Here is a 13,459-nt window from a genome sequence, read left to right on the forward strand (position 1 = left end):
GCTGCGCACCGGGAGGTGTGCGATGAAGGCTGGCCGCAACCGCCCCCGCAGCAATTTCAATCTCCGTGGTCGCCTGACCCTGGTCGGCATCGCGCTGGGCCTGTGCTCGGTGACGCTGATCGGGCGCGCGGCCTACGTGCAGCTGGTCAACCGCGATTTTTACCAGCGTCAGGGCGAAGCGCGTTACCTGCGCGAACTGCCCATCGCCACCTCGCGCGGCATGATCACCGACCGCAACGGCGAGCCGCTGGCGGTGTCCACGCCGGTGGAGTCGATCTGGGTCAATCCGCAGGAACTGCTGCGTAACCCGGACCGCATTCCCGAGCTGGCAAAAGCGCTGGGGCAGCCGCTGGACGATTTGAACGCCAAGCTGGCACAGAAGGCCGGCAAGGAATTCATGTACCTGCAGCGCCGGATCAATCCGGACAAGGCGCATGCGATCGTCGATCTGAAGATTCCGGGCGTGTTCTCGCAGCGCGAGTTCCGTCGCTTCTATCCGCAAGGCGAGGCGATGGCCCACGTGCTGGGCTTCACCAATATCGACGACCGCGGCCAGGAAGGCCTGGAGCTGGCATTCGACGAATGGCTGCGCGGCAAGCCCGGTTCCAAGAAAGTGGTGCGCGATGCGCGCGGCGCCATCGTGGAAAGCGTGGACCTGGTGCGTCCGGCGCAGCCGGGCAAGGACCTGACGCTGAGCATCGACCGCCGCATCCAGTTCCTTGCCTACAAGGAGCTGCGCAATGCCTTGGTCGAGAACAACGCGGCCGGCGGTTCGATGGTGGTGATGGACGTGGCCACCGGCGAAGTGCTGGCGATGGTCAACCTGCCTACCTACAACCCCAATTCGGTCACCGGCATCAATCCGTCGGCCCGCCGTAACCGTGCGGTCACCGATCTGGTCGAGCCGGGTTCGACGATGAAGCCGCTGACCGTGGCCACCGCGCTGACCGCTGGCGTGGTGACCAAGGACACCGTCATCGATACCAACCCCGGCTACATGTCGGTGGGGCGCTTCACCATTCGCGATGTGCCGCGCAACAACGGCGTGCTCAACGTCACCGGCGTGATCACCCGCAGCTCGAACATCGGTGCGGCCAAGATCGCGGCCAAGGTGCCGGACCAGACCTTCTACCAGTCGATCCGCAACTTCGGTTACGGCAGTGCGCCGCACAGCGGGTTCCCCGGCGAATCGGCCGGCGTGGTGCTGCAGCCGGCGCGCTGGAGCGGCCCGTCCAAGACCACGATGTCCTACGGCTACGGCCTGTCGGTGACGCCGCTGCAGATTGCGCAGGCGTACGCCACGCTGGGCAACGGCGGCAAGCTCACCCCGCCGACCTTCGTGCGCGGCCAGCACAACGAAACCCGTCAGGTGATCACGCCGGAAGTGGCGCGCCAGGTCATCGACATGATGGAGACCGTGGTCACCCAGGGCGGCGCCAAGGGCGCGGCAATTCTGGGGTACCACGTGGCCGGCAAGACCGGCACGGCGCGCAAGAATGGCGCCAACGGCTACGAGCGCGGGCATTACAACGCCCTGTTCGCCGGGCTGGTGCCGGCCACGCGCCCGCGCTTTGCCACGGTGATCGTCATCAACGATCCGCAAGGCAAGGTGTATTACGGCGGCCTGGTGTCGGCGCCGGTGTTCCATCGCGTGATGGAAGGCGCGCTGCGCTTGATGGACGTGCCGCCGGACGATATCCAGTCGTGGCTGGCCGCACAGGCTGCCGGCAAGACCGGCCAGCCGGTGGTCAAGCCGCAGTCGGTCGATCCGGACCCGGCGCTGGTGCCGGACCCGGTGGATGAAGTCTCTGCCGGCATCCCGACCGCACTGGCGCCTGCGCCGGCTGCCGCACCAGCGCAGCCCGCGCCGTTGCAGGAGAGCCGCCAGTGAGCCGCTCCATGGCGCTCTCGCAGTTGCTGCCGGACGTGGCGTTGACGCACGACGTGCAGGTGTCCGGGCTGGTGATGGATAGCCGTGCCGTGCGTCCGGGCGATGCCTTCGTGGCAATCGCCGGTTTCGGTGCGCATGGTCTGGGCTTTGTCGAACAGGCGCGCGCCAATGGCGCAGCGGCGGTGTTGTTCGAGCCGCCGGCTCCCGATGGACTGCCGGTCCCGGCCGATGCGATTGCCGTGCCCGGTTTGCGTGCGCGCCTCGGCGTGATGGCCGATCAATTCCATGGCCGGCCGTCGCAGGCGATGCGTATGGTCGGCGTCACCGGTACCAACGGCAAGACCTCCACCGTGCAGTTGCTGGCGCAGGCATTGACGCTGCTCGGTACGCCCACCGGCACGCTTGGCACCTTGGGCGTCGGTCTGTATGGCGCGGCCGTGCCGACCGGTTTCACCACGCCGCTGGTGCTGCCCACGCATGCCTTGCTGGCGCAGTTGCGCGATGACGGTGCGCAGGCCGTGGCAATGGAAGTCAGCTCGCACGCGCTCGATCAGGGCCGCGTGGATGCGGTGCATTTCGACGTGGCGGTGTTCACCAATCTCACCCGCGACCATCTCGATTACCACGGCGACATGGCGCAGTACGGTGCGGCGAAGGCCAAGCTGTTCGCCCGCGCGGGGTTGAAAGCGGCCGTGGTGAACCTGGACGATGCGTTCGGCCACACACTGTTCGCTGCGCTCGATCCCGCGCTGCGCGCGATCGGTGTGAGCTCGCGCGCGCATGCCGACGCCAGCGTGAGCGCGCAGGCACTGCAGCTGGACCACAACGGCATCAATTTCGCGCTCAATATCCGGGGCCAGGTGCATCCGGTGCATTCGCCGCTGCTGGGCCGTTTCAACGTGGACAACCTGCTGGCCGTGGCCGGCGCGTTGTGGGCGATGGAGTTTGCGCCTGCGCAGATCGCCAGCGTGCTCGGCCAGTTGCAGCCCATCCATGGCCGCATGAACCGCCTTGGTGGCGCACATGGCGCACCGTTGGTGGTGGTCGATTACGCACACACGCCCGATGCGCTGGAGCAGGCATTGAGCAGCCTGCGCTCGCATGCGCAGGACCGCCTGATCTGCGTGTTCGGCTGCGGTGGCGAGCGCGACACCGGCAAGCGCCCGCAGATGGCGGCGATCGCCGAGCTCAAGGCCGACGTGGCGATCGTGACCGACGACAACCCGCGGGGCGAGGACGGCGATGCGATCGTGGCCGATATCCTGCGCGGCTTCGCGCGACCGGATGCGGCCATCGTGCAGCGCGACCGCGCTGCTGCGATCCATCAGGCCATCGGCATGGCCAGCCCATCGGACATCGTGTTGATCGCCGGCAAGGGCCACGAGCCGTATCAGGAAGTTGCCGGCGTGCGGCATGCCTTCGACGACGCCCTCGTGGCGGCGCAGGCGCTGCTGCCACGGACCGTATTGGGAGTGCGCCCATGAAGCTCACGCCCCTGTCGTTGATTGCCCATTGGGCCGGCGGCGAGCTGCACGGCGACGACGCCATGATCGATGCGGTCGGCAACGACACCCGCACGCTCGCCGACGGCAGCCTGTATGTGGCGCTGCGCGGCGAGCGCTTCGATGGGCACGACTTCGCCGCCGAGGCGGTGGCGCGTGGTGCCAGCGGTGTGCTGGTCGAACGCCTGCTGCCGGCGCTGAGCGTGCCGCAGGTGGTGGTGGACAACACCGAGCTGGCGTTGGCGCGCATCGCCGCCGGCATGCAGCGCGACCGCGCCACGCGTGTGCTTGCGCTGACCGGCTCCAACGGCAAGACCAGCGTCAAGGCGCTGCTGCTGTCGATCCTGACCGAAGCCGGGCGCGTGGATGGCACCACCGTGTACGCCACGCCGGGCAACCGCAACAACGAGATCGGCCTGCCGCTGGCGGTGCTTGCGGCGCCCGACGATGCGGACGTTGCGATCTACGAAATGGGCGCGGGCAAGCCGGGCGATATCGCCTATCTCACCGAGATTGCGCAGCCGCATGTGGCACTGGTCAACAACATCGCGCCCGCGCATCTGGAACGCCTGGGCAGCTTGCTCGGCGTCGCACAGACCAAGGGCGCCATCTACGCCGCATTGCCCGCCGGGGGTGTGGCGGTGATCAACGCCGACGACGCATTCGGCATGTGGTTCGAGCAGCAGTTGCAGAGCCAACCGGTGCAGGGACGCCGCGTGTTGCGCTTTGGCGTGCAGGCCAGTGCCGAGATCACTGCGCGGCAACTGCGTCTGCACCCTGGCGGTGCGCAGTTCACCCTGGTGACGCCGCAGGGCGAGGCACAGATTGCGCTGCCGTTGCCGGGCCGCCACAACGTGCTCAACGCACTGGCGGCAACCGGCCTTGCACTCGGTGCCGGCATCGCCTTGCCGGTGATCGCGGCCGGTCTGGCGCAGGCGCGCGCGGTGGCCGGCCGGCAGATCGCACAGACCTTGCCCAATGGCGCGGTACTGATCGACGACAGCTACAACGCCAACCCGGGCTCGCTGGATGCGGCCATCGACGCCTTGGCCGCGGCACAGGGCGAAGGCTGGCTGGTGCTGGGCGACATGCGCGAACTCGGTGCCGAAGGCGTCGCATTGCATGCCGCGGCGGGACGTCGCGCGCGTGCGGCCAAGCTGCAGCGGCTGTATGCGCTGGGCGAACTCAGCGCCGCCGCGGCGCAGGCATTCGGCGAAGGTGGCCGCGTGTTCGCCACGCATGCCGAGTTGATCGACGCCTTGCAGGCGGATCTGGTCGGAGCCGCCAGCCAGCAACAGCAAATGCAGCAACACGCATCAGGAAATACGCAGGAACATGCAGTGAATCAAGAACAGCAATCGCCGTCTGTGGCCGCTCTTTCGGGTGCCGCCTCCATCACGATCCTGGTGAAGGGCTCGCGCGGTAGCGCGATGGACCGCGTCGTCACCGCGCTGCTCGCATCGGCGGAGGGCGCATCCCATGCTGCTTGAGTTGGCCCGTTGGCTGCAGCAACTGGAGAGCCTGTTCGGGCTGTTCAACTATCTGACCTTCCGCGGCATCTTGGCTGCGCTGACGGCGCTGTTCCTGTCGTTGTGGATGGGCCCTGCGGTGATCCGCAAGCTCGCCCAGTTCAAGGGCGGCCAGCCGATCCGCCAGGACGGCCCGCAAACGCATTTTTCCAAGGCCGGCACGCCGACCATGGGCGGTTCGCTGATCCTGCTCACCGTCACCTTGTCGGTGCTGCTGTGGGGCGACCTGCGCAACCGCTACGTGTGGTTGGTGCTGGCGGTGATGATCTGCTTCGGTGCGATCGGCTGGTACGACGACTGGATCAAGATCGTCAAACGCGATCCCAATGGTTTGAAGTCGCGCTGGAAGTATCTGCTGCAGTCGATCTTCGGACTGGCCGCTGGCTTGTTCCTGTACTACACCGCCGACGTGCCGGCGGCGATCACGTTCTACATCCCGATGTTCAAGTCGATCGCGCTGCCGCTGGCCGGCGTGAGCTTCGTGGTGATCGCCTACTTCTGGATCGTGGGCTTCTCCAACGCGGTGAACCTCACCGATGGCCTGGATGGCTTGGCCATCATGCCGACCGTGCTGGTGGCCTGCGCGCTGGGCGTGTTCGCGTATGCGTCCGGCAACGTGGTGTTCGCCGAATACCTGAAAATTCCGCTGATTCCCGGTGCCGGCGAGCTGATCATCATCTGCTCGGCGATTGCGGGGGCAGGCTTGGGCTTCCTGTGGTTCAACACCTACCCGGCAATGGTGTTCATGGGCGACATCGGCGCGTTGTCGCTGGGCGCAGTGCTCGGCACCATCGCGGTGATCGTGCGTCAGGAGATGGTGCTGGTGATCATGGGCGGCGTGTTCGTGATCGAAACGCTGTCGGTGATGATCCAGGTGGCCAGCTTCAAGCTGACCGGCAAGCGCGTATTCCGCATGGCGCCGATCCACCACCATTTCGAGCTCAAGGGTTGGCCGGAGCCGCGCGTGATCGTGCGCTTCTGGATCATTTCGGTGGTGCTGGTGCTGATCGGCCTTGCCACGTTGAAGGTGCGCTGATGAACGACATGTCCCGCCAGGCAACACGACTGGACGCCATCGGCGGCCGCTACGACCCGTGGCTGCTCGGGGCCGCAGTCACGCTCGCGTCGCTGGGTGTGGTGATGGTGGCGTCCAGCTCGATCGAGCTGGAAGCCAGCCCGTTCTACTACCTGACCCGCCACCTACTATTCCTGGGGGGCGGCATCGCGCTGGCGTTCTGGGCGATGCGCACCGAGCTCAAGACCATCGAACAGCACAACCAGATGTTGTTGCTGGCCTGCTTTGTGCTGCTCGTGGTGGTGTTCGTGCCTGGCCTGGGCAGCACCGTCAATGGCGCCAAGCGCTGGATCAACCTGGGCGTATCGCGGTTCCAGGTGGTCGAATCGGTGAAGGTGTTCTACATCATCTGGCTGGCGAGCTATCTGGTGCGTTTCCGCGACGAGGTCAACGCGACCTGGCAGGCGATGCTCAAACCGGTATTCGTGGTCGGCTTCCTGGTCGGCCTGTTGCTGCTGCAGCCGGACTTCGGCTCCTCGATGCTGCTGCTGAGCGTGACCGCCTGCATGCTCGTGCTGGGCGGTGCGCCGATCGGGCGCATCATCCTGCCGATCCTGCTGTTGCTGCCGGCCCTGGTGGCATTGGTGATCTTCGAGCCATACCGCATGCGGCGCGTGACCTCCTTCATGGACCCGTGGGTAGATCAGCTGGGCTCCGGTTACCAGCTGTCCAACGCGCTGATGGCCATCGGCCGCGGCCAGTGGACCGGCGTGGGCCTGGGCGCTTCGGTACAGAAGCTCAACTACCTGCCCGAATCGCATACCGACTTCATCTTCTCGGTGATCGCCGAGGAACTGGGCTTTGTGGGCGTGTGCGGCGTGATCGGGCTATACGCGCTGCTGGTCGGTCGCGCCTTCTGGCTGGGCATGCGCTGCGTGGAAATGAAGCGGCATTTCTCCGGCTACATCGCTTTCGGCATCGGCCTGTGGATCGCGATGCAGAGCTTCGTGTCGATCGGCGTCAACCTGGGCATCCTGCCGACCAAGGGGCTGACCCTGCCACTGATTTCGTCAGGTGGCTCGTCGGTGCTGATGACCTGCCTTGCGATGGGCGTGCTGCTGCGTGTGTCCTACGAGGCCGATCGTGCCGAGCGCCTGCGCAGCAAGTTGTCTCCGCAGGGCGCGGCCAGCTCGCCAGCTGAGCCGGCCGAGCCGGTGGTCGATTCGGTGCCGCCGGCGTACGCGCCTGCGCACAAGCCGCAGCGCGACACTGCCGTCGCGCCCGCACCGGCCGCCGCATCGGTTGGCGCCGCCTACGTAGCGCCGGCGTCGGCCATCCTGCGCGGCACCAGCCGCATGCAACCGCGTGTGGAACCGACGTTCGGGAGGATTGCGTGAGCGTTTCTGCCAATGCCGCGCAAGCGCACGCACAGCCATCTGCGGTGCTGCGGCCGGTCATGATTCTGGCCGGCGGCACCGGCGGGCACATCTTCCCGGGCTTGGCCGTGGCCAAGGTGCTGCGCGCGCGGGGCGTGCCGGTGACCTGGTTGGGCGCCGATGGCGCCATGGAAACCCGCCTGGTGCCGCAGCACGATATTCCCATCGATACGCTGGCCATCAGCGGCTTGCGCGGCAAGGGCGTGGTGAAGTTGCTCGGTGCGCCGGTGCGGGTGATGCGCGCGGTGCGCGCTGCCGGCTTCGTGCTGCGCAAGCGCCAGCCGCGTGCGGTGATCAGCTTTGGCGGCTTTGCGGCCGGCCCGGGCGGCCTGGCCGCGCGCCTGCTCGGTGCGCCATTGCTGGTGCACGAACAGAATCGCGCACCCGGCATGACCAACAAGGTGTTGTCGCGTTTCGCGCGCCGCGTGCTGACCGGTTTTCCGGGCAGCTTCGTTGGCGAAGAAGCGGTGGGCAACCCGGTGCGCGCGGAAATCGCGGCATTGCCTGCGCCGGCCGATCGTTTGTTCGGTCGCACCGGCCCGGTACGCGTGCTGGTACTAGGCGGCAGCCAGGGCGCGCGCGTGTTGAATCAGGCGCTGCCGGCTGCGCTGGTCGCACTCGGCCATTCTGAGGTCGAGGTGCGCCATCAGTGCGGCGAAAAGCTGCGCGCCGAAGCCGAAGCGGCCTATGCACAGGCAGGCGTCAACGCCAGCGTCGAACCCTTCATTGCCGACATGGCCGCTGCCTATGCCTGGGCAGATCTGGTGGTATGCCGCGCCGGCGCGTCCACCCTGGCCGAACTGTGCGCCGCCGGTGTCGGCAGCGTGCTGGTGCCGTTTGCCGCCGCCGTCGACGATCATCAAACCCGCAATGCCGAATACCTGGTCGGCGCCAACGCCGCCGTGCTGCTCAAGCAGGACGACAGCCTGCCAGTGCGCTTGCAGCAGGTACTGCAGACCCTGCTCGCCGACCCGGCACGTCGCCTCTCAATGGCCAACGCTGCCCGCACCCTGGCCAAACCGGACGCCGCCGAGCGCATCGCCGACATCATTCTTCAAGAGGCAGGGAATGGTCCATCGGGAATGGGGAATGGACACAGCTCAGAACAACCGCAGGAACGCACATTGATGCACGCAGACAAGCGCACCGACCAAGTTTCCGTCGCCGCTGGCGCTCAGCTCCACACCATTCCCGATTCCCGATTCCCGATTCGCACCTCCACTGGAGGTGCCCGGTGATCCGCCGTCTGCAAGACAGTGGCGATCTGGTGCGGGCGTTCCCGCGCGTGCATTTCGTCGGCATCGGCGGTACCGGCATGAGCGGCATTGCCGAGGTGATGTTGACGCTGGGCTATGAAGTGTCCGGCTCGGACAACGCCGACAACGCGGCCACGCGCCGGCTGGCCAAGCTGGGTGCGCGCGTGATGCGCGGCCATTCGGCGGCCAACGTGCTGGGCACCGATTGCGTGGTGGTGTCCAGCGCCATCCGCGAAGACAATCCCGAGCTGATGGAAGCGCGCAGCCAGCGCATTCCGATCATGCCGCGCGCGGCGATGCTGGCCGAGCTGATGCGTTTCCGTCGCGGCATTGCGGTGGCCGGCACGCATGGCAAGACCACCACCACCAGCCTGGCGGCTGCGGTGCTGAGCGAAGGCGGGTTGGACCCGACGTTCGTGATCGGCGGGCAGCTGCTGGCTGCAGGCGCCAACGCCAAGCTCGGTGGCGGCCAATGGTTGGTCGCCGAAGCGGACGAGAGCGATGGCAGCTTCCTGCGCCTGAATCCATTGATGGCGGTCATCACCAACATCGATGCGGATCACCTGGAAAACTACGGCAACGATTTCGCCCGCGTGCAGGCCGCATTCGCCGAATTCCTGCAGCGCCTGCCGTTCTACGGCCTGGCGTTGCTGTGCATCGACGACCCGGAAGTGGCTGCACTGGCCGGCAAGACGCCGCGCCACGTGATGAGCTACGGCATGAGCGAAAACGCCGACGTGCGCGCCGAAGATGTGGTGCAGGACGGCCCGTGCATGCGTTTTACGCTGCGCCTGCCCGAAGGCACCACCACCCCGGTGACGCTTGCACTGCCGGGCCGCCACAACGTGCTCAATGCGCTGGCGGCTGCCGCAATCGGCTGGCAGCTCGGCGTGGCGCCGGACACCATTGCGCGCGCGCTGGAAAACTTTGCCGGCATCGGCCGTCGGTTCAACGATCTGGGCGAAGTCACCACCAGCACCGGTGCGCGCGTGCGCGTGGTCGACGATTACGGCCATCACCCGCGCGAACTCGAAGCCGTGTTCGCTGCAGCACGTGGCGGCTGGCCGGACAAGCGTCTGGTCGTCGCCTTCCAGCCGCACCGCTATAGCCGCACCCGCGATCAGTTCGACGCCTTTGCCGCGGTGCTCAGCACGGTCGACGCGTTGGTGCTGAGCGAGGTCTACCCCGCCGGCGAAGCGCCGATTCCGGGCGCCGACTCGCGCGCACTGGCGCGCGCCATCCGTGCGCGCGGCCGCAGCGAACCGGTGGTGGTCGGCCAGATCGCCGGTCTTGCCGAAGTGTTGCCGGACGTCCTGCAGGACGGCGATCTGCTGTTGATGATGGGCGCCGGCGATATCGGTTATGTGGCCCAGCACATCATCAACAACGGGTTTGTCGGAGAACCGGCATGAGCGCGTTGGTCGGCAACGCCCGCACCAGCGATCCGGCTGCCTTTGGCCGCGTCGCCGTACTGCTCGGCGGCACCTCGTCCGAGCGCGAGGTGTCGTTGAATTCCGGCGGCAACGTGCTGGACGCGCTGCGCGCACGCGGCGTGGATGCGCAGCCGGTTGATGGCATTCCGGCCTTGGCCAAGGCATTGGTCGCGCAGCAGTTCGATCGCGTGTTCAACGTGCTGCACGGACATAACGGCGGCGGCGAAGACGGCATCGTGCAGGGCCTGATGGAAGCCTTCGGCGTGCCATATACCGGCTCGGATGTGCTGGGTTCGGCGCTGAGCATGGACAAAATCCGCACCAAGCAGGTGTGGTTGTCGCTGGGCCTGTCGACCCCGCGCTATGCGCGGCTGGCCGCTGGCGCGAGCGCCGAGGACATTCATGCCGCTGCACGCCAGATCGGGTTGCCGATCATCGTCAAGCCGGCCAATGAAGGTTCCAGCGTCGGCGTCAGCCGCGTGTTCGACCAGGCCCAGCTCGAAGAAGCGGTGACCCTGGCGGCGCGCTACGACGGCGCGCTGCTGATGGAGCAACTGATCGAAGGCGACGAACTCACCGTGGCCGTGCTCGGCGACACCGCGTTGCCGTCGATCCGCATCGTGCCCAAGGGCCAGTGGTACGACTACAACGCCAAGTACATCGCCGACGACACGCAATACCTGTGCCCGGGGCTGGAAGGCGAGGCCGAAGCGCAGATCCGCCAACTCGCGCTGGACGCCTTCCGCGCTGCCGGCTGCCGTGGCTGGGGCCGCGTGGACGTGATGCGTGATGGCAGCAGTGGCCAGCTGTATCTGCTCGAAGTCAACACCGCTCCCGGCATGACCAGCCACTCGCTGGTGCCCAAGGCCGCCCGCCAGCTCGGCATCGATTTCGAAACGCTGGTCTGGCGCGTGCTGGAGCAGACGCTATGAAGCCGGGAATCGTGAATCGTGAATCGGGAATGGGTAACAGCGGATGCGCTGTTGCCGTTGCGATTCCCTATTCCCGACTCCCAATTCCCGTGTGCGGAGCGCGCCAATGAACGCCACCCTGCGCATCCTGGCCTGGTTGCTCGCGCTGGCGTTGGTCGCGCTGCCGGTGGTGGCCGTGCTCAATGGCTGGGTCGGTGCCGAGCGCTGGCCGTTGGCGAAGTTGCGTGTGTCCGGCGACTTCAAGCGGGTGCCGGCCGAAGAGTTGCGTGCAGTGGTGTTGCCGTATGCGCGTGCCGGCTTCTTCGCGGTGAAATTGCAGCAGGCGCAGGATGCCATCGCGCGTTTGCCGTGGGTGGAAAGTGCGCAGGTGCGCAAGCGCTGGCCGGATGTACTGGAAGTGCATGTGACCGAGCACAAGCCGTTCGCGCGCTGGGGCACCGACCGCATGCTGTCCGAGCAGGGCCGGCTGTTTCGCACCCCGCCGCTGTTGAAGGATTTCAAGTTGCCGCAGCTGGGTGGTCCAGACAGCAAGACCCAGGATGTGGTGGCGCTGTACAACGAATCACGCGCCCTGTTCGCACCGACCGGGCTGGATGTGGAGCGTCTTGAGATGGACGCGCGCGGCAGCTGGTCGCTGGGGCTGAGCAATGGCGTGCAGATCGTGGTCGGCCGCGACGATGCACGCGCACGGCTGCAGCGCTTCGCACGCGTGCTGCCGCAGCTGTCCGACCCACAGCGTCCGATCGCCCGCGCCGACCTGCGCTACACCAACGGATTCACGGTCGAACGGCGAATGGAGAGTGGGGAATCGGGAATGGAGAAGAAACCCAAGCCGGCGTCACCCGCCGCGCCTCACCCACTTGTCCTCGAAACTCCCCGCATTCGTGCACCGCTGTTGACCATTCCCCATTCCCCATTCGCTATTCCCGGCTTTAAGACATGAATCGCAAAGGCGACAAATCCCTCATCGTTGGACTGGACATCGGCACTTCCAAGGTCGTCGCGCTGGTCGGCGAGTACTCGCCCGGCAATCCGATCGAAGTGATCGGCATCGGTTCGCATGAATCGCGCGGTCTCAAGCGCGGCGTGGTGGTGGACATCGAATCCACCGTGCAGTCGATCCAGCGTGCAGTGGAAGAGGCCGAGCTGATGGCCGGTTGCGAGATCCGCTCGGTGTACGCCTCGATTTCCGGCAACCACGTGCAGTGCAAGAACTCGCCCGGCATCGTGCCGATCCGCGATGGCGAAGTGACCTGGAGCGATCTGGAGCGCGTGCTCGATGCCGCCAAGGCCGTGGCCATTCCGGCCGATCAGCGCATCCTGCATGCGATTCCGCGCGAGTACGTGCTGGACGATTCGCAGGAAGGCATCCGCAACCCGGTCGGCATGACCGGCGTGCGCCTGGAGGTGCATGCGCACCTGGTGGTGTGCGCGCAGTCGGCGGCGGCCAACATCACCAAGTGCGTGCAGAAGTGCGGCCTGCAGGTCGACGATCTGGTGCTGTCGTCGCTGGCATCGTCGGTGGCGGTGTTGACCGCCGACGAACGCGAGCTGGGCGTGGTGCTGGTGGATATCGGCGCCGGCACCACCGACCTTGCGGTCTACGTGCAGGGCGCGATCTGCCACACCGCCTCGCTGCCGATCGCCGGCGACCACGTCACCAACGACATCGCGCACATGCTGCGCACGCCCACCCCGGAAGCCGAGCAGATCAAGGTGCGCTACGCCTGCGCGCTGGCGCAGCTGGCCACCGCCGAAGAAAGCATCCAGGTGCCGTCGGTGGGCGACCGCCCGCCGCGTCGCATGCCGCGGCATGCGCTCGCGCAGGCAGTGCAGGGCCGTTACGAAGAAATCTTCGAGATGGTGCAGGCCGAACTGCGCCGCTCCGGTTTCGAGGAAATGGTGCGCGCCGGCATGGTGCTCACCGGTGGCGCCTCGAAGATGGAAGGTGTGGTGGAACTGGCCGAAGAAATGCTGCAGATGCCGGTGCGCGTGGGCATCCCGCAGCACGTCACCGGCCTGGGCGAAGTCGTCGGCAACCCGGTGCACGCCTCCGGCGTTGGCCTGTTGCTGATGGGCAGCCAGATCGAACACCCGCGCCGGCCATCGATTCCGACCGGGCGCGCAGGCAGCTTGTTCAAGAAATTGAAGAATTGGTATCGCGGGGAATTCTGAAGAACCGGGAATCGGGATTCGAGAATTGGTTGAAGCAAAGGCAAAGCGGTTGCGGCAGATTTGAGTGGAGAGCGGTGAGAGCGGGCAAGGCGTAGTTTTTTTTGCGGTTCCGTCGAGGAAGCAGTGGTTGGCGTGGAGGTGATTCGCTGTTGCGATTCCCCATTTCCAACTTCCCATTCCCGGCATTCAAACAACAACATTCGCCGACATGCGGGTGTTGGGCTGGCGAACGGAGCAATCCGATTCCCCATTCCCGATTCCCCATTCACGGCATCTAAAGAGGACACTGA

10 protein-coding genes are annotated in these 13,459 nt (G+C 66.4%); all 10 read left to right on the plus strand.

What is annotated here, in order from left to right; translation table 11 throughout:
• The first annotated feature begins 22 nt into the window (after positions 1-22).
• The 10 genes from AMD14_RS04470 to ftsA all read left to right on the plus strand — a co-directional run bounded on the left by AMD14_RS04470 (position 23) and on the right by ftsA (position 13,169).
• Positions 23-1,891: a peptidoglycan D,D-transpeptidase FtsI family protein gene (locus AMD14_RS04470; protein ID WP_003485291.1), complete on the plus strand. Its 1,869-nt coding sequence runs from the start codon at positions 23-25 to the stop codon at positions 1,889-1,891.
• Positions 1,892-1,899: 8 nt separating this feature from the next.
• Entirely contained in the window at positions 1,900-3,375 is a 1,476-nt protein-coding gene (locus AMD14_RS04475) for a UDP-N-acetylmuramoyl-L-alanyl-D-glutamate--2,6-diaminopimelate ligase (RefSeq protein WP_015472572.1), read from the plus strand.
• Positions 3,372-4,883, plus strand: coding sequence for a UDP-N-acetylmuramoyl-tripeptide--D-alanyl-D-alanine ligase (locus AMD14_RS04480; protein WP_011050528.1), 1,512 nt, complete (start codon positions 3,372-3,374; stop codon positions 4,881-4,883). Before AMD14_RS04475 ends, AMD14_RS04480 begins: the two co-directional genes overlap by 4 nt.
• Positions 4,873-5,958: a phospho-N-acetylmuramoyl-pentapeptide-transferase gene (gene mraY, locus AMD14_RS04485; protein ID WP_003485285.1), complete on the plus strand. Its 1,086-nt coding sequence runs from the start codon at positions 4,873-4,875 to the stop codon at positions 5,956-5,958. The genes AMD14_RS04480 and mraY overlap by 11 nt, the downstream gene beginning before the upstream one ends.
• The gene (ftsW, locus tag AMD14_RS04490; protein WP_011050529.1) at positions 5,958-7,334 is read left to right on the plus strand and encodes a putative lipid II flippase FtsW; all 1,377 of its coding nucleotides are present in this window, start codon (positions 5,958-5,960) and stop codon (positions 7,332-7,334) included. The genes mraY and ftsW overlap by 1 nt, the downstream gene beginning before the upstream one ends.
• Complete coding sequence (murG, locus tag AMD14_RS04495) at positions 7,331-8,611, plus strand: undecaprenyldiphospho-muramoylpentapeptide beta-N-acetylglucosaminyltransferase (protein ID WP_011050530.1); 1,281 nt, start codon at positions 7,331-7,333, stop codon at positions 8,609-8,611. The genes ftsW and murG overlap by 4 nt, the downstream gene beginning before the upstream one ends.
• On the plus strand, positions 8,608-10,041 hold the full coding sequence (gene murC / locus AMD14_RS04500; protein WP_011050531.1) for a UDP-N-acetylmuramate--L-alanine ligase: 1,434 nt from the start codon (positions 8,608-8,610) through the stop codon (positions 10,039-10,041). The genes murG and murC overlap by 4 nt, the downstream gene beginning before the upstream one ends.
• Positions 10,038-10,994 carry a D-alanine--D-alanine ligase gene (locus AMD14_RS04505; protein ID WP_003485275.1) on the plus strand — a complete coding sequence of 319 codons (957 nt, stop codon included), beginning with the start codon at positions 10,038-10,040 and terminating at the stop codon, positions 10,992-10,994. Before murC ends, AMD14_RS04505 begins: the two co-directional genes overlap by 4 nt.
• Before the next feature lie 106 nt (positions 10,995-11,100).
• The gene (locus AMD14_RS04510; protein WP_003485273.1) at positions 11,101-11,937 is read left to right on the plus strand and encodes a cell division protein FtsQ/DivIB; all 837 of its coding nucleotides are present in this window, start codon (positions 11,101-11,103) and stop codon (positions 11,935-11,937) included.
• A complete protein-coding gene (gene ftsA, locus AMD14_RS04515) occupies positions 11,934-13,169 on the plus strand; it encodes a cell division protein FtsA (RefSeq protein ID WP_003485272.1) in 1,236 nt (411 codons plus the stop codon). Before AMD14_RS04510 ends, ftsA begins: the two co-directional genes overlap by 4 nt.
• The last annotated feature ends 290 nt before the right edge of the window (positions 13,170-13,459 follow it).

Origin of the sequence: Xanthomonas citri pv. citri (genome assembly GCF_000961215.1) — a bacterium.
GTDB classification, from domain to species: domain Bacteria; phylum Pseudomonadota; class Gammaproteobacteria; order Xanthomonadales; family Xanthomonadaceae; genus Xanthomonas; species Xanthomonas cissicola.

Bases quoted from the DNA above. Each gene is read 5' to 3' on its own strand.
- AMD14_RS04505 (WP_003485275.1), top strand. From the start codon at position 10,038: ATGAGCGCGTTGGTCGGCAACGCCCGCACCAGCGATCCGGCTGCCTTT.
- mraY (WP_003485285.1), top strand. From the start codon at position 4,873: ATGCTGCTTGAGTTGGCCCGTTGGCTGCAGCAACTGGAGAGCCTGTTC.
- AMD14_RS04510 (WP_003485273.1), top strand. From the start codon at position 11,101: ATGAACGCCACCCTGCGCATCCTGGCCTGGTTGCTCGCGCTGGCGTTG.
- ftsW (WP_011050529.1), top strand. From the start codon at position 5,958: ATGAACGACATGTCCCGCCAGGCAACACGACTGGACGCCATCGGCGGC.
- AMD14_RS04480 (WP_011050528.1), top strand. From the start codon at position 3,372: ATGAAGCTCACGCCCCTGTCGTTGATTGCCCATTGGGCCGGCGGCGAG.
- ftsA (WP_003485272.1), top strand. From the start codon at position 11,934: ATGAATCGCAAAGGCGACAAATCCCTCATCGTTGGACTGGACATCGGC.
- AMD14_RS04470 (WP_003485291.1), top strand. From the start codon at position 23: ATGAAGGCTGGCCGCAACCGCCCCCGCAGCAATTTCAATCTCCGTGGT.
- AMD14_RS04475 (WP_015472572.1), top strand. From the start codon at position 1,900: ATGGCGCTCTCGCAGTTGCTGCCGGACGTGGCGTTGACGCACGACGTG.